14 protein-coding genes are annotated in these 19,818 nt (G+C 57.5%); 13 read left to right on the top strand and 1 reads right to left on the bottom strand.

From position 1 onward, the window contains the following. Positions 1-279 precede the first annotated feature (279 nt). The 13 genes from L1K66_RS04500 (at position 280) to L1K66_RS04440 (ending at position 19,269) form a co-directional block, all read left to right on the top strand. Positions 280-4,269 carry a hypothetical protein gene (locus L1K66_RS04500; protein WP_252259802.1) on the top strand — a complete coding sequence of 1,330 codons (3,990 nt, stop codon included), beginning with the start codon at positions 280-282 and terminating at the stop codon, positions 4,267-4,269. After that, positions 4,270-5,172 (top strand): DUF4143 domain-containing protein, encoded by a 903-nt coding sequence (locus tag L1K66_RS04495; RefSeq protein WP_252259801.1) that lies wholly within the window; start codon positions 4,270-4,272, stop codon positions 5,170-5,172. 264 nt (positions 5,173-5,436) lie between these two features. After that, entirely contained in the window at positions 5,437-5,811 is a 375-nt protein-coding gene (locus L1K66_RS04490) for a DUF3489 domain-containing protein (RefSeq protein ID WP_252259775.1), read from the top strand. Then, positions 5,811-6,239, top strand: coding sequence for a DUF2924 domain-containing protein (locus L1K66_RS04485; protein ID WP_252259774.1), 429 nt, complete (start codon positions 5,811-5,813; stop codon positions 6,237-6,239). The genes L1K66_RS04490 and L1K66_RS04485 overlap by 1 nt, the downstream gene beginning before the upstream one ends. Further along, complete coding sequence (locus tag L1K66_RS04480) at positions 6,236-7,882, top strand: recombinase family protein (protein WP_252259800.1); 1,647 nt, start codon at positions 6,236-6,238, stop codon at positions 7,880-7,882. The genes L1K66_RS04485 and L1K66_RS04480 overlap by 4 nt, the downstream gene beginning before the upstream one ends. Positions 7,883-8,939: 1,057 nt before the next feature. Further along, positions 8,940-10,265 (top strand): site-specific DNA-methyltransferase, encoded by a 1,326-nt coding sequence (locus L1K66_RS04475; protein ID WP_252259799.1) that lies wholly within the window; start codon positions 8,940-8,942, stop codon positions 10,263-10,265. Next, positions 10,258-11,250, top strand: a complete 993-nt coding sequence (locus tag L1K66_RS04470) for a DUF5681 domain-containing protein (protein WP_252259798.1) — start codon at positions 10,258-10,260, stop codon at positions 11,248-11,250. Before L1K66_RS04475 ends, L1K66_RS04470 begins: the two co-directional genes overlap by 8 nt. Before the next feature lie 19 nt (positions 11,251-11,269). After that, complete coding sequence (locus tag L1K66_RS04465) at positions 11,270-11,650, top strand: hypothetical protein (protein WP_252259797.1); 381 nt, start codon at positions 11,270-11,272, stop codon at positions 11,648-11,650. 481 nt (positions 11,651-12,131) lie between these two features. Further along, a complete protein-coding gene (locus L1K66_RS04460) occupies positions 12,132-12,575 on the top strand; it encodes an Ig-like domain-containing protein (protein WP_330221254.1) in 444 nt (147 codons plus the stop codon). 53 nt (positions 12,576-12,628) lie between these two features. Continuing rightward, positions 12,629-13,087, top strand: a complete 459-nt coding sequence (locus tag L1K66_RS04455; protein ID WP_252259795.1) for a hypothetical protein — start codon at positions 12,629-12,631, stop codon at positions 13,085-13,087. 54 nt (positions 13,088-13,141) lie between these two features. Beyond that, entirely contained in the window at positions 13,142-17,524 is a 4,383-nt protein-coding gene (locus L1K66_RS04450) for an RHS repeat domain-containing protein (protein ID WP_252259794.1), read from the top strand. Positions 17,525-18,116: 592 nt separating this feature from the next. Further along, complete coding sequence (locus tag L1K66_RS04445) at positions 18,117-18,992, top strand: RHS repeat-associated core domain-containing protein (protein WP_252259793.1); 876 nt, start codon at positions 18,117-18,119, stop codon at positions 18,990-18,992. A gap of 13 nt (positions 18,993-19,005) precedes the next feature. Then, entirely contained in the window at positions 19,006-19,269 is a 264-nt protein-coding gene (locus L1K66_RS04440) for a hypothetical protein (RefSeq protein WP_252259792.1), read from the top strand. Between the two features lie 191 nt (positions 19,270-19,460). Here the strand turns inward: L1K66_RS04440 and L1K66_RS04435 are convergent, their stop codons facing one another. After that, the gene (locus L1K66_RS04435; RefSeq protein WP_256471486.1) at positions 19,461-19,817 is read right to left on the bottom strand and encodes a TrbC/VirB2 family protein; all 357 of its coding nucleotides are present in this window, start codon (positions 19,815-19,817) and stop codon (positions 19,461-19,463) included. Between the last annotated feature and the right edge of the window lies 1 nt (position 19,818).

Genomic DNA, 19,818 nt, shown 5'->3' with positions numbered 1-19,818 from the left:
CCGCTCCGCAATCGCGGCAGCACAAGCTCGCCGCTGGTATCCTCGCAGACGCGCAAACCTCGACTCAGGCTCAATCGAACCCGGGCGAGCGTGTCCAAGGGATGCAAAACTCGATTGCAAATCTGCGTCCACTGTTGGACCGATAGCGGAATTTCCGGTTCGCTTACACACTAACGCTTGATACGCTTCAGTCTGTGCATGGCGGCGATCATGCGCATATGCCAATAATTCGCATGCCCGACACTTTCCCAAGCGATTGCGATGAGGCATTATGGATGGGTGCAGGTATTCATCCCCCGCAAACTTCAGTTCTTAGTCGGTACCGAGATCCGCGAAGCCGGTCACGAAGTCTTGCGCGAAATGGCTGGCAACGTCGTTTTGCTGGGCGAAGCCGGTGGGGGCAAAACGCGTCTAACTGAAGAGCTGGGCCGCCTTGATGGCTTTACTCGATGCACAGCTCGCCAGCTTCTCAACGGAGTGCCGCGAAAGCTACTTGCTAACGCGTCTGTCTTGGTAATTGACGCTGTTGATGAAGTTGCGATTAAGGCTGAAGGGGATGCTGTTGATCACGTTCTTCGTTCCCTTAGCGAAATCGACTTTCCGCGCTTTATTTTGTCATGCAGATCAGCGGAATGGCGCGCTGCAACTATGCGTGAAGCAATTCGCGAACAGTACGGAGAAGCGCCGACTGAAGTCACCTTGGCACCTCTCACCGATGAGGATGCGCGCAAGTTCCTCGCCAGTTATCTTGATGACGAAAGTCGGGCCGCACAGATTGTGCTGCACTTTAGGCAGCGCGGTTTGTCTGAATGGCTGGGGAACCCGCAGACTTTGGCGATGTTGGGCGATGTCGCTGATGGTGATTTGCCCAAAACCGCTACGGCTCTGTTCTCACAGTTTGTCGATCGCGCTTGGTTTGAGCACAGCAAGGCACGTCCGGACGCTCCGCTACGAAAGCTCGGAGAGGAGGCAGTGCTCGATTCTCTCGGCGCTGCCTTTGCTGCTCTGATTTTGACGGGCTCGGAAGCGCTCTCCGACGAGCCACGCCATGAAGTTCTAGCGGGTGATATCGCCCTTACAGAACTCGCGCAATTACCGGGCGCACAGAAGCTTGAGGCCGCTCTGGAGAGCCGCCTATGCAAGGGCCCGGCCGAGCGTCGAACATTTCAGCATAAGCGTATCGGCGAGTATCTCGGGGCTCGGTGGCTTGCGAAGTGGGCGGACACGCCAACGAAACGATCGCGGTTGATCCGCATGCTCCAGGTCGACGGAATCGTACCAGCAAACCTACGGGGAATTCACGCTTGGCTCGCGATGAACCCACATCTTGCACCCTATGTGATTCAATCGGATCCGACAGGGCTGATTGAATATGGGGATGCTGACAGCCTGACCGAGCTTCAAGGGCGAATGTTGCTTGAGGCATTGGGTGAGCTGGCGCAGCGAAATCCGCTGTTCAGCACAGGGCGCAGGCCTCACGCGCGAGCTCTCGTCAAAGGCACATTGCGGGAAGAAGCTTGGCGCATTCTGACCGAGCGGGACGACGGCGAAGGGTGGCGGTTCCCCTTCGCGCTACGTATCGTAATCGCACACCAGCTGAGCGATCCGGAAGTGGTGGGGGAGCTCCGGAATGAGCTTCGAGCAGTGCTCATGGACCAGAGGCAGGGGTACGCGATCCGTGCCAACGCAGGCGAGGCGCTGGCACTTTATGGCGATCTGTCTGACTGGCCATTGATCCTTGAGGATTTGCGAACGCAGGCATCTGAGGATTCTTGCCGGCTCGCGATACGGCTGCTTGAAGACGTCGGCTTGGAGACTTTCTCGGATCGGCAGATCGTCGAGCTGGTTCTAGCATATGCTGGCATCACAATCTGTGCCTTACCTAAGCAGTCCGCTGAGCGGCGCACGGTCGGCGTTATGTTTTTTCTGAGATATCAATTGCCTGATGCCCGAATTGACGAAGTCCTTGACGAATTTGCCAATTATCTTGAGCCCTACATCGAAAACTATTCCATCAACGTTGACGATTTTGAAGTCAGGTCGCTGGTCGGCGAGTTGGTGGTTCGCAGACTTTCCAAAACTGACTCACAGCCACTTCGCAGCCCGGTCGATTTGTGGCGCTGGCTGAGGCCTTTCCGAGGAACTCGTGGTCTCTTGTCCTCGAGAAAAGACGAAATTGCTGAGTGGCTTCGCGAACATGTCGAAGAGCGGAGAGCCATACAGCGTTACGTTTTGATTGATCTGGAATGCGACAAGGACGTCCGGCGTCGCCAGTGGCAACTATTAGAGCCCCTGCCGGGCGCAGCGCTCGACTCTGGTGATGTCGCGGCCCTTCTTGACGAACTTGAATTGGGCGATCCGCGGTGGCGTGACTTGCTCACGATGACTTACCACGATGAGAATCGGGGAGCTGAGGCGCGGGCAGCAGCCAAGCGCTTCGTGGCCAACCGACCCGATATGCTGCAGTGGATCGACAGCCTGACCACTCCCAAAGCACCCACATGGCAGGCTCGCGAGAAAGAGCGAGAGCGCAAGCGTATGGCAAGAGATGCTATTCGCAATGCCGAACATCGGGCTGCTTACCTTGCAGATCGCGACAAACTCTTGACCGGCGATCTCGGTGCCCAGCCCGCGCAAGCATATCTTGGGCACTTTAGCGACTTGCCGAAAGACGTGCCGCCACACGATCGGATTGCCCAATGGTTAGGCGAAGACCTTCAATCTGACGCGCTTCAAGGATTTGAGGCATATCTAAGGCGCGACCCACCTGCGCTCACAGCTGAACAAATCGCCCAGAGTTGGGCGGAAAGCCGTTATTGGCCAATGGCATGGGTTTTGGTGGCCGCACTGATGGAACGGGTGCGCGACGGGAGAGATTTCGAAGGATTGCCCGATGAGCGCTTGATAGCGGCCATGTTGCAGATCGAGCATGGGTTAGCCAGATCAGAAGAAGCTAAAGAACTTGGCGATGCTCTTGAAGCCGAACTGCTGAGACGTGGAGCCTTTGAGGCTTACGCTAGGTTGCTGATCGAGCCTCATTTGAGATCAGGTCGTGCGCACATCACCGGACTATACGGTTTGATGCGCGGCGATGATCACCTTGCTTTAGCCTCCAAGTTGGCCACCGAATGGCTTCAACAATACCCTATCATGGCGTCCGACGTCGAAGAGGAACTGATTGATTGCCTGATCCGCGCCAATGAGACGCAGGTCCTGTGCGATCTCGCAATTGCCCGGATCGAAGATGCGAGCCGAGACGAGCGCAGTCGTCGCAATTGGCAGGCGGTTGCTCTCTGGACGGATTTCGACGGAGTCAAAGACTCGTTTGAAAAGGTGGTTCATGCAGATCCCGCACTCCTCTGGGCGGTCCGTGATCGGCTAAGCGGGGGGCGCCGCGGAGACGGCACAGCCGTTCATATCCCCGCGCGCTTGTCTTCTTGGCTCGTCGAACACTTCAGGGCGGTGTGGAAATTTAGGGAGTATCCTGGCGGCGTCCGCAGCGGTGAACGAAATGCCTGGGACGCAACGCAATATCTTTCGAGTCTGATCGGAAAGCTCGGCGACGATCCGAGCGACGAAGCCGTCGCACTGGTGGCCCAACTGCGAGACGTTCCTCCTGATGGCTACACAGCTTACCTTCGTCGAGTAGCCACTGAGCAAGAAGCAAAGCGGGCCGAACTCGCGTATCAACCTCCTACCATTGCGGATTTGGCCACCGCTCTAGCAGGATCGGCCCCTGCCACGATTAGCGCGTTAAAGGCGGAGGTATTGGCCGCGCTCGACCGGGTCCAAGACCGAGTACGCAGCGATCCGACTGATTGCTGGCGGGGATTTTACAAGGATGATGGCGAGACGCCAAAGGCCGAGGAAGATTGTTCGGATCACCTCGCCAACCTCCTGAATATCGAGGCTCCGGAAATCCGTTTCGAGCCAGAGTTTCACATCGGTAGCGATAGGGAGGTCGACATAGCATGCTCGGTTACGGGCATGCGGATTCCAATCGAGGCCAAGGGGCAGTGGAACGCTGATCTTTGGACGGCGGCTGACTGGCAGCTAGGAGGCCAGCAGGCGGTAGATCATCTTGCGGGAGGTCAGGGTATCTACCTGGTGTATTGGTTCGGGGCACAGCGTGCCCCAAAGAAGCTTCGTAACCCGCCGTCCGGTAGTGTCCCCAGCTCACCTGAGGAGCTAAGAAGCCGATTGAGTGAAGCCCTTCGAGCGACCAAACGGAGAAATCTGACCGTCGCAGTGCTGGACCTGACGCGCTAAATGCTCAGTGATGCTGACTTGCGCGTGATTGAGGCGCATCACGGCATTCATCGCGCCAATACGCTGACGTTGAGGGACTTGACCCTTGATAACAATTCTATGGCTGCTTCTGCACCGCCAATCGAACTGGAAAGGATGTGGCATAGGGGGCGGTTGGCGCGAAGCCTGTTTGCGCCTGACGGACCTGCGAGCGACCGTTGGCGAGCCGACAATGTGGAAGACCTGCTGCCATTCCGCCCATATTTGCCTACTCACTCGCCGCTCGCCACCGATCCATGGCGCTGGATTGCCAATGAAAATGGCCTGGAGGAATCTGGCCTCTTCAAGAGAAGCCTTCTTCAATGGGAAGTCTTCGAACGCCTTCGCCAAACCGGCGAGCAGCAGGACCTAATTTTTCGGCTACCGGCATGGTCGCCGCCAGGAGAAATCACTTCTCGTCCCAGTTTCTTATACATGACTGACTCCGGATTCCTCCATCATCTCATTGGACTTCCAGAGGTGGTACTGAATTCTTGGGATTCGCGACCTCTCCACTATCGCGACAGCGCATGGGACGGTCACCGGCAACGTAGCTGGGAGGGTTTCGCCATCAGTTGCCTCGCACGTGCTGCTGGTGTCCGCACTCATGCATCTTATTGGACAGCAGCCGATGGCGAAATCGATCTTATCCTCGATTGGTCCAGTTCAAGTGAATGCTGGGCAATTGAGATCACGATAGGCCGTAACAAGAAACTGAAGTCTGTTTTCGAGGTCGGATGCGGCGAGGTTCAGGCCACGCGTGCAATCCTGCTCCATAACTCAGTAGTGGGGATCCCAAAAATCAAATGGGACCGCGGCATGGCTCGAAATGTGGAGATCATGACATTGGAAGAGGCTTTGTTAGCGATTGACGCTGGGCCGTAATGCCAGTTCAGGCCACACAGAACGAATGAATATCGTGGCCGGTTTTGAGCGATTGGTATGCCTACGGCAACGGCGGGAATTAGGGCGCATAGCGGACATAGCTGATCGCCGCGAGTTCCGCTCGACTTCTCCCGCAAACGAAGCATTGGTGCGTTGACTGAATCGCGGCCGTTGGCAGGCCGCAGCCCCGATGCGGTAGCGCGATACGGGGCGCTGGGTGGTGGGAGCAGCGAGTAGCGCTGCTCCAATCAAGGAGAACCACCCATGACCAATACAACCCCCATTAGCTTTGACTCTGCCCAGGCCCCCGCCGGGGAACCACTGCATTCGGCAGGAGCAGATGCAGAAGCACTGCCTCCCCAAACGCAGTCTGCGCCCAAACCTGCAAAGAAGCCCTCCAAGCCCGACCGCAAAGAAAAACGCCTGACCAAGGCCTTGAAGGTCGAGGCGCTGCTGGCGCGCAAGTCCGGCGTCACACTTGACCAGATGGGCGAGGCAACCGGCTGGCAAGCGCACACCTGCCGTGCGTTCATGAGCGGCCTGAGGAAGAAGGGTCGGGAAGTGGTCCGCGAGACCGGCAAGGCAGGCAAAAGCATCTACCGGTTTGCTGCCGCCAGCACCGGAGCGAAGGCAGGCTGATGGGACGCCGTGAACGCCTGTCACTCGATCGACTGGAGGAGCTGTCGATCACCGAACTTAAGGACGAGTGGGCGCGCTGTCATGGCGCGCCTGCTCCCAACCTCTCGGCGGACCTGCTGAGGCTCGGGATTGCACACCGGCTGCAGGAGAAGCGCCATGGCGGGATCAGCCGTGAGACGCGGCGGATTATCATGCAGACCGCTCGCTCAGCTATTATGGGCAACGAGCCGCCTGCCTCGCCGCCGCAACGCAAACTCACACCGGGCACAAGGCTGGTGCGCGACTGGCACGGGGCTGGCCACACGGTCACGGTGCTTGAGCAGGGGTTCGAGTACGACGGGCAAGTATGGCGCTCGCTGACCGCGGTCGCCAAGGCCATCACCGGCACCCATCGGAATGGTCCTCGCTTCTTCGGGCTGACCCAATGAGCGCCGCCAAGACCCTGCGCTGCGCGGTCTATACCCGCAAGTCGACCGAGGACGGGCTCGAACAGGAGTTCAACAGCCTCCATGCCCAGCGCGAGGCCTGCGAGGCCTATATCCTGAGCCAGCGGCATGAGGGCTGGACGCTGGTCGAGACCCCTTATGACGATGGCGGGTTCTCTGGCGGCAATATGGAGCGACCGGGCCTCAGAGCCCTCTTAGGGGACGTTGAGAGCGGTCTCGTTGATGTGATCGTGGTCTACAAGGTCGATCGCCTGACCCGCAGCCTTGCCGACTTCGCCAAGATCGTGGAGCAGCTCGATGCAAGGCAAGCCAGCTTCGTCTCGGTGACGCAAGCGTTCAACACCACGACCAGCATGGGCAGGCTGACTCTCAATGTGCTGCTGTCGTTCGCCCAGTTCGAGCGTGAGGTGACCGGTGAGCGGATCAGGGACAAGATCGCCGCCTCGAAAAAGAAGGGACTATGGATGGGTGGGCCGGTGCCGCTCGGCTACGAGGTGATCGACCGCAAACTTATCCCCGTGCCGGAGGAAGCCGAGCGGGTCCGAACGATCATGCGCCGCTACATTGGCTCGCGCTCCGCCAACGAGCTGATTGCACAGCTGGAGGCCGAAGGCATCCGTACAAAGGTTCAGAAGCGCACCAGCGGACCGCACAGGGGCGGGATCCCGTTCCGGCGCGGAAGTCTGTTCCATCTGCTCAGGAACCCGATCTATCGCGGCAAGATCGTCCATAAGGGAGAGGTGTACGAAGGCGAGCACGAGCCGATCGTCGACGAGCAACTCTGGAACGCGGTGCAGAAACGGTTGCAGGAGAAGGCACCGCCGCGCAGGCGAGCGAAGAACGATCCGCAGCAGGCCATACTGCGCGGCCTGCTGTCCGATCCCGAGGGACGCCCGATGGTCCCTACCTATGCCACCAAGGGAACGCGGCGCTATCCCTATTACGAGACCCGCAAGGATCTTGCCCGGGTCGATGACGTTCCAGCAACCCGCATCAGCCAGGGACAGCTCGAACGGCACCTGATCGTCCAACTCACAACGCTGCTGGAAGACGAGCATATGCTGCGCAGGATCTCAGGTGAACAGGAGGGAGGCGTACTTCGTGACATGTTCGCCAAAGCCAAACTTGCCGCCGCCAACCTCGCCTTTGAGCCTCAATGCCAGACGATCGTCCCGCAGGTGATCACGGCGATCCAGATATGCCATGACCGCATCGATGTCCGCCTGAATGCGGACGCACTTGGTTGCAGCAACCGCCAGCGCTGGGAATGGTGCATCCCGCTGGCACCCCGCAAGCCGTTCCGCGAGGCGAAGCTGCGGATCGATCAGGATGCCAACGCCAAGGCAGTCGACACCGGCATGATCGCGCTTCTCGGCGAAGCCCTCGAGGCGCGCAAGCTGGTCCTTGCCAGCCCCGAGCTCAGCATCAACCAGATCGCAAGACGCGAAGGCCGCTGCCGCAAGCAACTCACGAGGCTGGTCCGCCTGAGCTGGCTCAGCCCGAGCATCATCGAAGCGATCACCGATGGCAGGGCACCTCCCCGGCTCACGCGCAAGCGACTGCTCGATACGGAACTACCGCTCTCGTGGCCAGCGCAGGAAGAACTGCTCGGGCTCGCAGGCTGAGCGCCCTCTTGCCCGGCAACATCCTCACGCAAGGTGAGGCGAGGAAAATCCACACAGAGACATTGGCCGAAAAGAGCGGTGAGACGGGACCGATGAGAGGGTCTCTGGCCCACGCCCCGTCAAGGACGGCCCCCAAATCCCGCAGAACCGCGCGGTTCCGGGCGCCATGCGCGCCTGGTCGGCGTTTTTGAGTTCCCTCAGAGACTGTTTGGTGCGCGACGCAGTCCGGAGCGAACGCTGCTCTTGCCTGATTTCCCTGTTTTGCAGGGAATAACAGGGAAATTCGTTCATTTGAGGCCTGAAACAGGCGGAATTTGCCCGATTCAGTCCTTGGATTGGAGATTTTTGCGCGCAATTGCAGTACTTTATTTGCCGGCACATCCCGTTTCCCTGTTATTCGACGGAACAGGGAATTTGTTCGGCCATAACAGGGAATTCAATCGACCGGTCAGGGCCTGTTATCCCGCAGAACAGGAGTGCAGGACAGATCGCTGAACGCTCGCCGCATCGCAAGTCCGGAACCTGCCGAGCGGTCCAATCCGCAGCCCGTAGCACCGACGGTATCCCACCAGGATTTGGCGTTGCCCCGGAACGCGTTCCGGGGCGCAAGAAAGCGAAGAACCGTTCACCCCTTCCAATGCGACTGTCGCGAGACGGTCCTGAGGAGATCGGTAATGTCCAACATGCCTGAAAATACTTCTGCGCCGTGTGATCGCAGCGCGCTCAGTTCGGCAGCATGCCGAACGCTACAATCGGAAGCTGTATGTGCGCGCACTTGTCGAGGTGCTGATCGCGGAGCTTTCTCCATCCCCGCAATATGTACGCGCGGATTGCTGTTGCTGGAGGATGCGGGTGCTGGAGGAAACGGGTTCGTCACATGCCGAGGAACGCAAAGTGAGCAATATCCACAAGTCTCCACAGCTATCGGCGCGCAAGAACGGACCGGGGCTCACGCGGTTTGCCTTGCTGAGGCATAATGGGCGCTCACCAAAAGGAGGACTGAACCAGTGACTGAGACTGACTTGAACAGACAAGTTGCAAATTATGGAGAAGTCCCATGGAAAGTACCGGATGCCGGTTTGCGCAAGCGATTGCCCAACAACCGATAGCAAAGCTAACCCCGTCCCCGCGCAATGCGCGCACCCATTCCCGCAAGCAGATAAGGCAGATTGCTGACAGCATCGAACGGTTCGGGTTCACGAACCCGGTGCTGGTCGATGACGACAACCTGATTATTGCCGGCCATGGCCGGGTCGAGGCAGCACGGCTGCTGGGCCTTACCAGCGTACCCACCATCACACTCTCGCACATGAGCCCGGCAGAGCAACGGGCCTATATGCTCGCGGACAACAAGCTTGCCCTCAATGCGGGCTGGGATCCCGAGATCCTTGCGATCGAGATGCAGGAGCTGATCGATCTTGATTTCGATATCGGGCTTACCGGGTTCAGCCTTGCCGAGATCGACCTGACACTTGAAGCTGCGCGCGAGGCAAGGCTGGACGCGCGCGATGCAGCCGAGGACCGGATCCCCGAGCCTGCAGCAATACCGGTATCGCAGCGCGGCGACATCTGGCTGCTGGGAGAGCATCGGCTGATCTGCGGCGATGCGCGTGATCCGGCCGATATCGGGGCGCTGATGGACGGTGCAAGCGCTGATCTGGTGTTCACCGACCCGCCCTATAACGTGAAGATCGACGGTCATGTCTGTGGCAAGGGAGGGATCAGGCACCGCGAGTTTGCCTTTGCCAGCGGCGAGATGAGCGAGGACGAGTTCACGCGCTTCCTCGAAGTGACGCTTGGCAATGCCGCCAGCGTCATGCGTGACGGTGCGATTGCCTTTGTCTGCATGGACTGGCGCCACATGCGCGAGCTGCTTGCAGCAGGAGACAAGGTGTTCACCGATCTCAGGAACCTTGTAGTCTGGAACAAGACCAATGGCGGCATGGGCACCTTCTATCGCTCGAAGCACGAGCTGATCTTCGTGTTCAAGCATGGCACCGCAGAGCACACCAACACCTTCGGGCTCGGCGATACGGGGCGTTACCGCACCAATGTCTGGGACCACGCAGGGATCTCCTCGATCGGCCGCAACCGGGCAGAGGAGCTGACGATGCACCCTACGGTCAAGCCGGTTGCGCTGGTGGCCGATGCGATCCTCGACTGCTCGCGCCGCGGCGAGATCGTGCTCGATTGTTTCGGTGGCTCGGGTTCGACAGTGATCGCAGCGCAGAAAACCGGGCGCAGGGCGCGCCTTGTCGAATACGATCCACTCTACTGCGACACCATCGTCCGCCGCTGGGAGGCATACACCGGACGCAGTGCCACCAACATGACCAGCGGCAAGGCTCTTGCTGTTCTCGAAGAGGAGCAGGCTCATGGCTGATCTGGGGAAGGGCAACAACGATAAGGGCGTTGGTTTTGGCAACACTCCGTGGTGGACGAGATGGCCCAAAGGCAAGTCGGGCAATCCCAAAGGGCGGCCGAAAGGATCAGGGAAGAAGACAGTCATCCGCGAACCGCAAGCTGGCATGACCGAGTTCCAGACGCTGCTCAGTAAACTTCTCCGCGAGAAAGTGACGCTTACCCTTGGCGGCAAGCCCACCTCGGTGAGCAAGATGGAAGCTGTATTGATGAATCTGTTCAAGCAGGCGATGAGTGGCAATCAGGCTGCGATACGCGAGATGAACAGACTGATTGAGAAGGCGCAGTCGAGCCAGGAGGCGTCCGAGCGCGCCAATGCCGAGGCAGCCGAGAAGGCTGCCCAGGAAAGAGCAAGGATCGACGCAGCTTGGTTTCAGCAGCTCGTCGATCTCAAGAAGAAGCAGGAGAAGGCCTGGTCGAAGGCCGCCGCTGAGGGCAATGAGGAGCCAGGCCTGCCCTGGCCTCATCCGGACGACATCCTGATAGACCACGCCCAACGCATCGCCCGGGTTAGAGGACCATTATCCGTCAAGGATGTTCGCCACTTTGAGTATATCGAAGCCCAGAGGGATCTGATGTTCCTTCGCGATATGCTTCGTGTGAAGACCTCAAAGCCTGGTACGATCGCCAGACTATCATTCTGGGAACTCATGTGGCGGTTCAATGATGCGCAGCTTCCGCTTCGCTGGCAGATTGCGCCCAGAGCCGACAGTCATGAGCTGGCCAACCTCAACATGCCGCTGCGCACCTTGCGGCGTCGTGCAGAAGAAGCAGCCCGCAAGGTCAATGCGCTGGAACCGCCCGAGTACAAGATCCGCGACCGGGAGACGTACCGGATCGTCAACACGATCATGAAACCAGCTCTGGTAAAGCTGGGATACAGATCGCTGGCGCATTTCGAGAAAGTTGCGGGGCAGCAACTTGCAAGGAAGTCGTCGTGGGTCTGAGCGTGGCTTTCCGATATCCATGACTACTTCGGTGCAGATGGCGCTTGCCATCAGCACCGACGCTCCTGCGCTGGTGTGGAAGCTTTGGCTCGGCCTGATGGCACTCATCGACCGCGATCTGCCGGCGCGCTGGCAAGTGTCGCATGACCTGAACGCGGCGAGCGGCCCACTGATGATGATGCGGCTGCCGCGCCTCGAGGCCATCGTGTCTGGCGAACGCGATTGGTTTGAGCGGACATTTGAAGCCCCGACAATGCGCTCCAAACAGCAGTATCGCAGCGCGAACATGTTGTTCGGGCCTGCGCTCCGTCTGCTTGGCTACCGTTCGCTCAAGCACTTCGAGCGCGTCTGCGAGGATACCGGCGGCGAGCCTGTGCTGCCGCGATTGCGGAGCGGGTAGCGCGGGCGAATCGCAGCCGAGAGATTTTGGTGATTCGGGATATTTGTCCGATTTGCCCAAGATGTTGGTGCGTCCGGTGGTGCAGATCCGCTCAAATCTGCGTTCAGGCGCACCTTCATTTTTTCTGTAGGGCAACTTGCCCGATACCGCAGAAAACCGGGACCCGTTGGTTCGAAATAGATAGACCTCCAATTCACTCGCTTGACAATCGATCTCAGAAAAATCCCTATTAGTTGAGAACGATTAGGTCAAAAAGCCTTGTCACTTTTTGTCGAAACAGTGCTGAAGGGAACAGGTCTTGTATCGCAACCGGCTTTTTCATTCGATCAGTCTGGGCACGCTTGCTCTGTCTCTGCATTCTGCTGTTCAGGCACAATCAGAAACCGAGGTATTTGATTATGATGCCCTTGGAAGACTGATCACTACCGAGGTCAGTGGCGGTGCCAATAATGGGGACACCCGGACTGTCTGCTATGATGCTATGGGTAACCGAACCGGGATGATGACCCGGAACGATGGGTCAGTCCCAGCCTGTTCAAGTGGATCGCCTCCGCCTCCTCCCCCGCCTCCACCTCCGCCTCCGCCGCCGCCTCCTCCTCCGCCGCCGCCTTCAAATAATCCTCCGAATGCAGTGAACGATTCTGTCAGCGGGACCTGCTACGCATCGCAATTCGTGAACGTTACTGCGAACGACAGCGACCCGGATGGCGACACCCCCCTGACCGTTGTTTCGGTGGTCAAGAATTCGGGCGGTGGGACAGCTACCGTGTTCAGCGGATCAATAGTCGAAGTCTATTTCGGCCCAGCGTTCGACATCTCCTCGTTCACTTACGTGCTGAGCGATCCTTCAGGAGCAACAGACGCGGCATTACTGACTGTCTCGACAGCGATGTGCGGCGGCGGGGGCGGGCCACCCCCACTCTAGTGAGCAGCGCCGGCGAACATCCCGACAACCTGCGTCCTTCTCGAGGAGCACAAATGAAGACCTTTCATACAACGAAGATCAGTTCCGCATTCATGTGCGCGGTGCTCTTGGCGCCAGCTGCAACGTGGGCACAATCCGGTAGTCAGGACGAAGCTCGAGGGAAGGCCGAAGTACAGCCAGTATGCCTCGCCCGGTCAGCAGATAATGATGGGTTGGCAGCACAAGGCCCACAGGGAACGACCTCCCGGATCGTAGTGATGCCGCGCTCGGTTCGCGGCCTCGAGGCCAAGGGTTTTGAGCAGGTCGATTGCGAGGGCGCCGGGCTGAGCAATCGAGGCCAGATCATGCGGTTCCGCAACAGGATGTGCACCCTTGCGGCGACAGGCAACGAGGCCGTGCAGAACCAGCTTGAACGCGCCCTTGGCGAGCGACCGGCAGCGCTATGCGCAAACGCGGAGCTCCTTGCCGGTGAGTGGCGGCGCGAGACCGACAGGGAACCGTTGAGGGAATAACCCGACGCGGCAGTTCGACAGGTCAGGCAAGAGTTTTTCAGTCAGAGGTCCGCCATGAAGTCCAGGCATCTTTTTCTTTCTACCGCAGCAGCAGTTGCCCCGGCAATGCTTGTGGCAACTCCGGTCGCTGCGCAAAGCATAACAATTGATGATCCGGGCATCCGCTCGCCGGTTGATGAGCACGGTGTCGACATGAGCACCGGCCAAGTGGTGATCCCTGCGTCGAGCGTCTCGATTGGCGGCGCGAACGGTCTGGCTCATGTCAGAACCCGTGTAGCCAACGGGTGGCGTCACAACTACATGATTTCTGCCGAAATCACTTCAGGTGCTCCGACGGCTGCGGTCAACATTGGTGGCAGCCGTATGACCTTCAATCTGGTCGGCGGGACCTATGTCTCCGCACAGGGCACTGGCGAAACAATCGCCACCAATTTTACGACCGGAACGCACATCCTGACCATGCGCGACGGCACCGAAATTGAATTCAGGGAGTCCTACGTAGCCAATGGCGAAAGCTATTACGGGGCCGTTGATGCGCTCGCAGAAACAATCACCCGTCCTGATGGCCACAAGACGACACTCCATTACGTCAATGACTCATACACGCTCTTTTCGAACACCATTCACGTGGTCCGTCTGCAGTCTGTAACCAACAGTCTGGGATATCAGCTTCGGTACCGATACGCACAAGCCACATCGCCGAGTGCATCCACGGTGGACGACTGGTATCGCTTCACCAAGGTGACTGCGATCAACAATGCAGTTGACGACTGCAATCCGGTCCAGATTGCCGAGTGCAGTTTCTCCGAGGATTGGCCATCTCTGGGGTTCGTCCCCGCAATCGATAGTGGAGGACAGCAGACCGAGATCGTCACAGACGTTCTCGCACGCCAGACTGTGTTCCGGTTTGACTCCTCGGATCGCCTTACGGGGATCAAGCGTCCCGAGGATACCGCGGCATCCAACGACTACAGCGTGGTGTACAACTACGGCACTGACGACCGAGTGTCCTCAGTAGTCCATCAGGGCACTTATACCCGTACTTACACATGGGATGTTCTCGCTGGACATCTCACATCGAATTCGAACGATTCTTTGGGCAGATTTCGTGCCACAGCGACCGATATGAACCAGCAGAACGTCACTTACGTTAACAATGCGTATAACGAAGTTACCCTGTTTGAGTATGACACGAGTGGCAGGCTTGAGGCAGTTCAGGCTCCTGAGGGCAACCGGGTAGAGTATACCTATGACTCCCGCGGAAACCTGACGCAGACTACGCTGATCGACAAGTCGAACGTTGCGGCCAACAATATCGTCACGAGCACGGCCTATCCGGCGAATTGCTCCAATCCTGTAACCTGCAACCTGCCCACCAGCACGACCGACCCGAACGGGAATGTCACCAACTACACCTGGGATGCGACATACGGTGTACTTACCCGCGTCGAGGCTCCCGCCCCCAATCCGGGCGACCCCAGACCAAGAACCGACATTACCTACGCGAATTATCGGGCCAAGTTCTACAATCCCTCAGGGGTTCTGGTCGATGGTGACTACATCCGCGTGCCGACCGGGACAACACAATGCCGCATCGCCAACGCCTGCACTGGCAATGCCAACGAATTCAAGACGCTTTTCTACTACACCAACACCGGAGCACACAATCTCCAGGTGCGTCAGGCACGGCGCCAGGCAGGAAACTCCACACATGTCATGACCACCCAGTTCACCTATAATGAACTCGGAAACGTCGCGACTGTTGATGGCCCGCTTGGTGGCACCGGTGACACCACCACCTATCACTATGATGCCGCTGGTCAGATCGTCGGGATGATATCGCCCGATCCGGACGGGGCAGGCGCGCTGCAACGGCTTGCAACACGGCTGACCTACAACAAGGACGGCCAGATAACCCTCACCGAAAACGGCTATACAACAGGACCCACAGAAGCGAATCTGGCGGCGATGACGGTCGATACGGTCGTCGAGAACACCTTCGATGCCTTTGGCCGGCCTGAGACGGCCTCCCAGATTTCAGTCGATGGAAATACCCGCTATTCGCTGGTGCAATATGGGTATGACAATGCGGGTCGTCCAGACTGCACAGCGCTGCGCATGAACGTCACCAGCACCTCGACGATACTGCCTGCCAGCGCGTGCGATGCCATGACCGCGACCTCGGGTTTCGAGGACCGGATCACTCGCCGCATCTATGATGCGGCTGACCGCGTAACGCAGGTCAGATCGGCTGTCGACACCAGCATCGAGCAGGTCAGCGCAGAGATGTCCTACAACCCCAATGGTACGCTTGCCTGGGTCGAGGATGCCGAGGACAACCGCACGACCTATTTCTACGACGGGCATGACCGTCAGTGGAAGACCCATTTCCCGAGCCCGACGACCCCCGGGGTCTCGCTCTCTTCGGATCGAGTGGAGCTCACCTTCGATAAAGCCGGCAATGTCCTGACACAGCGCACCCGGGCCGGCGAGACCTTCCACTTCACCTATGACAAGCTCAACCGTCTGACGCATATGGACGTCCCGACCCGTTCCGGGCTTGCTTCAACCTATACGCGCGACGTCCACTACGATTATGACCTGCTCGGTGGCCTTGTCGAGGCACGGTTCGACAATGGGAACTTCGGGACTTCCGGGGACCGGGTCACGTTCAGTCTAGATGCCCATGGGCGCCCGGCGTCGACATCCCAGATCATGGGAGGTGCCACGCGGACCTTGTCCTATCTCTATGACAGCGCGGGACGGCGAACGAGGGTCACGCATCCTGACGGTGCGTACTGGACCTATCTTTACGACACTCTCGGCAGAAACACCTCGATCAGGGATGACAGCAACGTCACCCTTGTCACCAACGCGTTCAGCAACAGCGGTCGCCTTGCCAGCACCGCTCGCGCGAGCAGCGCTCCTGATGAGACCTATACCTACGATGCGGCGGGTCGGTACCTCAGCACGTTCACCGACCATACCAGCAGCAGCTATGATGTTACCCGCCAGTATACGCTGAATGCAGCCGCACAGGCGACGAGCGAGCAGGTCAGCAACCAGCTCTATGTGTGGGACAACCAGCCTGCGGCCAGCACGGATGTCGATTATACGCCCGACGGCCTCAACCGCTATGCCAGCGTTGACAGCACCGCATTCACCTATGACGCAAACAGCAACCTTACGTCGGACGGGGTGACGACCTATACCTACAATACCCGGAACCAGCTCTCGGTGGTCCAGGGATCAGGAACAACCACCCTGCAATATGACCCGCTCGGCCGGCTCTATCAGATCTATGACTTCAGCAGCGGTACGATCGAGCGGCTGCTGTATGACGGGAACGATCTGATCGCGGAATACAACAGCGCAGGCGCCATGCTTGACCGCTATGTCCACGGGGTGTCAGGCGGCGATGATCCTGCGATTGCCTATCCGGGCTCCAATGCGGATCACACCGTTGCCGAATATCTCTACGCCGACAGGCTTGGTTCGATCGTGGCCAGCTTCAACCGGAGCGGCGGGCTGGAGACGATCAACACCTATGACGAGTTCGGGATGCCCGGCTCAGCGGGCGGGGCGCAGAACAGCGGCAGGTTCCGCTATACCGGGCAGATTTTCATTCCAGAGATCGGCTTGTATCACTACAAGGCGCGTGCATACTCGCCGGGGCTCGGGCGGTTCATGCAGACCGACCCGATCGGATATGGCGATGGGCTCAATATGTATGGGTATGTTGGGAATGATCCTCAAAATCTTATCGATCCACTTGGATTGTCAGGCAAAAAACCAGATGAAGACGGGAATTGTGGCAAAGGTGAAAACAAAGGTTCTGATGGCCTATGCTATAAGCGTACGACCGGCATCACCGTTATCGGTGAAGGTGGAGGGAGTGTTTCTGGAATAGTATTTGGAGGCGACATTTCAGGAGTTGGAGGCTTCAGTGGCGGTGGCCGAGGAGGTGGGGTTTTTGGGGCAGGTGCGATTATTGTAAGCGGTGCGCGGGCTTGGCAACGGCGTCAGGTGGGCGGATCCCCCGCAAGGCCGCAAAATACGCTGCCCTGTTCAGTAACTTCAGTCACTACTTTTGGTTTTGAGTTTGATGCTTATTTAGTGGCAGGCGGCTCTGTAGGTATAGGTATCGCAGTAGATAACTATGGCAAAACGAGGTTGTACGTGGATGGTGGATTAGGATTTGGTCTGGCCGGAGGTATCGATAGTCAAGTACAAAGATTTGGTAGCTGGGAAGATTTCTACGCCGAAGGTACTACGTCTATCGAAGCGGCATTCATTGTTGGAGCAGGAGCAATCCAAAACGATCGAAGCGAAGTAATTGGCAGTTCTTTATCAGTAGGCCCTGACGCCGGCTTTAAAGCAAATCTTATACAGGGAACCTATACGGGAGCCCCAATTCCAAGAGGCCCCAGATGCTAACTATCCAGACTTTTATAAAAGAACACCCTATTTTACTAGAGAATTTCAAGTTATTCTTGACTCTTAATTTGAGCGCGACAGCATTTTTCTCCCTTAATCGACCGCTAAGTGTATGGAATTTTGTTCACATCAGTGCCTCAATTTGTTTGTTTTTGATTTATCTATATTTTCTATTTAGAAGGCGGCCTTGTGGGCATGGTAGCGCCAACAGATGGTATAAAATTCAACTCCCTTTTGTGATCGATCCCTGCCCCGTTTGTGGGGAAAAGTCGTTTGGGCAAGATGCCACTGACGGCAATGCCAAATCCGAAGAAAAGATATGAAAGACTAGGTTTCGTGGACAAAGCGTATGCAGAGTTTGACTGATGCGAGCGCGACAAAGCCGAGGTAGGATTCTTTGGCTTTGACGTAGCGGGTGGCGACGCGCCGCCAGTTCGTGAGTTTGTTGAAGAGGCGTTCGAGCAGATTGAACCAATTGGGCACCTCGAAGAACCCTCGCCTTTGAGGCGATGATCCGGCGATTGCCTATCCGGGCTCCAATGCGGATCACACTGCCGCCGAGTATCTCTACGCCGACAGGCTTGGGTCGATCGTGGCCAGCTTCAACCGGAGCGGCGGGCTGGAGACGATCAATGCCTATGACGAGTTCGGCATGCCCGGCTTTGCGGGCGCGGCGCAGAACATCGGCAGGTTCCGCTACACCGGGCAGATCTTCATTCCCGAAATCGGCTTGTATCACTACAAGGCGCGTGCATACTCCCCGGGGCTCGGGCGGTTCATGCAAACTGATCCGATCGGATATGGCGATGGGCTCAATATGTATGGGTATGTGGGGAATGATGCGGTTAATGGAGTTGATCCGACGGGGCTGAAGAAATGCACGGGTTCTCGAATTGAGCGAGATGAGAGCTATGATTGCAATGCACTATATGCAGGCGAGAGCCCTAATTATGATACATGCCCCGACGACACGTATTGCTACACTCCTGATGCGACTCTCGGCGGAAGTGGCGGTGGAGGTGATGGAGTGTCAGGCGGAGCTATCGTTGTGTCCGCTCCGAAAGCTAGCGGCGTAACGCCCGCCAATATTTCTGATTTTTTGACACTGCCAGGTGACCCATGGCAGCAAAATAATAAGGAAAATGAGATTGTCGTGACGCGCCAACGTCCCCCCGAGTTCATATTAGCGAACGATATACCGGCGCCGCTTAGGTTTCCACGGGACCCTCAATGCGTTGAATACGTTTATATTTGCTTGTCCCAACGCAGTTTTGGACCCGAGGACTCACGAAGAATGATAAGGGAGTGTCGGGATGAGGAAAGAGTCTGCAATCGACGCGTCTTTATCCAACGGCTTAATCCGGCAAATCGGGCTCCTCCTAAAATTGGCTTTACACTCTGCAACAGAAAAGGTGTTTGCTTTCGAATTCTGCCAAGTGGCCAAGTGGAGATCTTTTATCGAGATTAAAAAGGGAATTGAGATGGATTTCAACTGTTATGATGCTATGCCTAGCAACGATGAAATCGCAATTGTTGACCAGGAGGCTGCGCGTGCTGCTGCGACCTCTCTTGCTCCTGATGTGGAAATTCTCGGACTGGTCATGTCTGTGCCGGAAGTTTTTCGCCGAGGTGATATGAAAATTGTCAGGATCAATCTTCTGGACGGCGAATCCAATGATTTAAGAGCCGTGGCAGCACGGATTTACAAAGATGGAGAGGTTCACGAGTTCGTTTGTAAATTGTGACATTTGATCATCACCAATTTGCCAAAATCTGCATTCGGGAGTGTTTTGAGAACATCACCTATCCATCGGTCGCCTTTTTTGCGAAATGTTGCTCGAATAATTCAATCAGCATTTTATTGGTCGAGACCGCAGTTAACGCCTCTCATGGCTCGCGCCGGTTTTATTTGACTTTTGAAAACCTGCGGAGCTTACTACTCGTCAGTTCTAATCGACGCTCGCGAATACGGACTGTGCTCTGAAGGCGGCAACTCCTCTCGAGGCTGCATTTCCTCGCGATCGAACGCAGCTTGAACAGGTTGCCTGGATTCGCCAACGCTGCCCATCAGCGCCGCGGCAATCGAGGAAGCCCCGAACAGCACAAAGCAGCCCAGAATTACCCGAAAACTTCCGGCCATCCGCACGCGTCCAGTCAGCATCATGAACCCGATTGTCGCCACCGCCACAATCGCCATCGCGGTCGCGATTTCGCCAAGCACCAGCGCTTCCACCCAATCGATTGACGTGCCAATCCCGGACTCCGCTTGCGTCTCGAACAGACTAGCTCGCATA

Origin of the sequence: Erythrobacter aurantius (assembly GCF_023823125.1) — a bacterium.
GTDB classification, from domain to species: Bacteria; Pseudomonadota; Alphaproteobacteria; order Sphingomonadales; family Sphingomonadaceae; genus Erythrobacter; species Erythrobacter aurantius.
The sequence above is the reverse complement of the archived record's forward strand: the minus strand, read 5'-3'. Positions and strand labels throughout refer to the sequence as shown.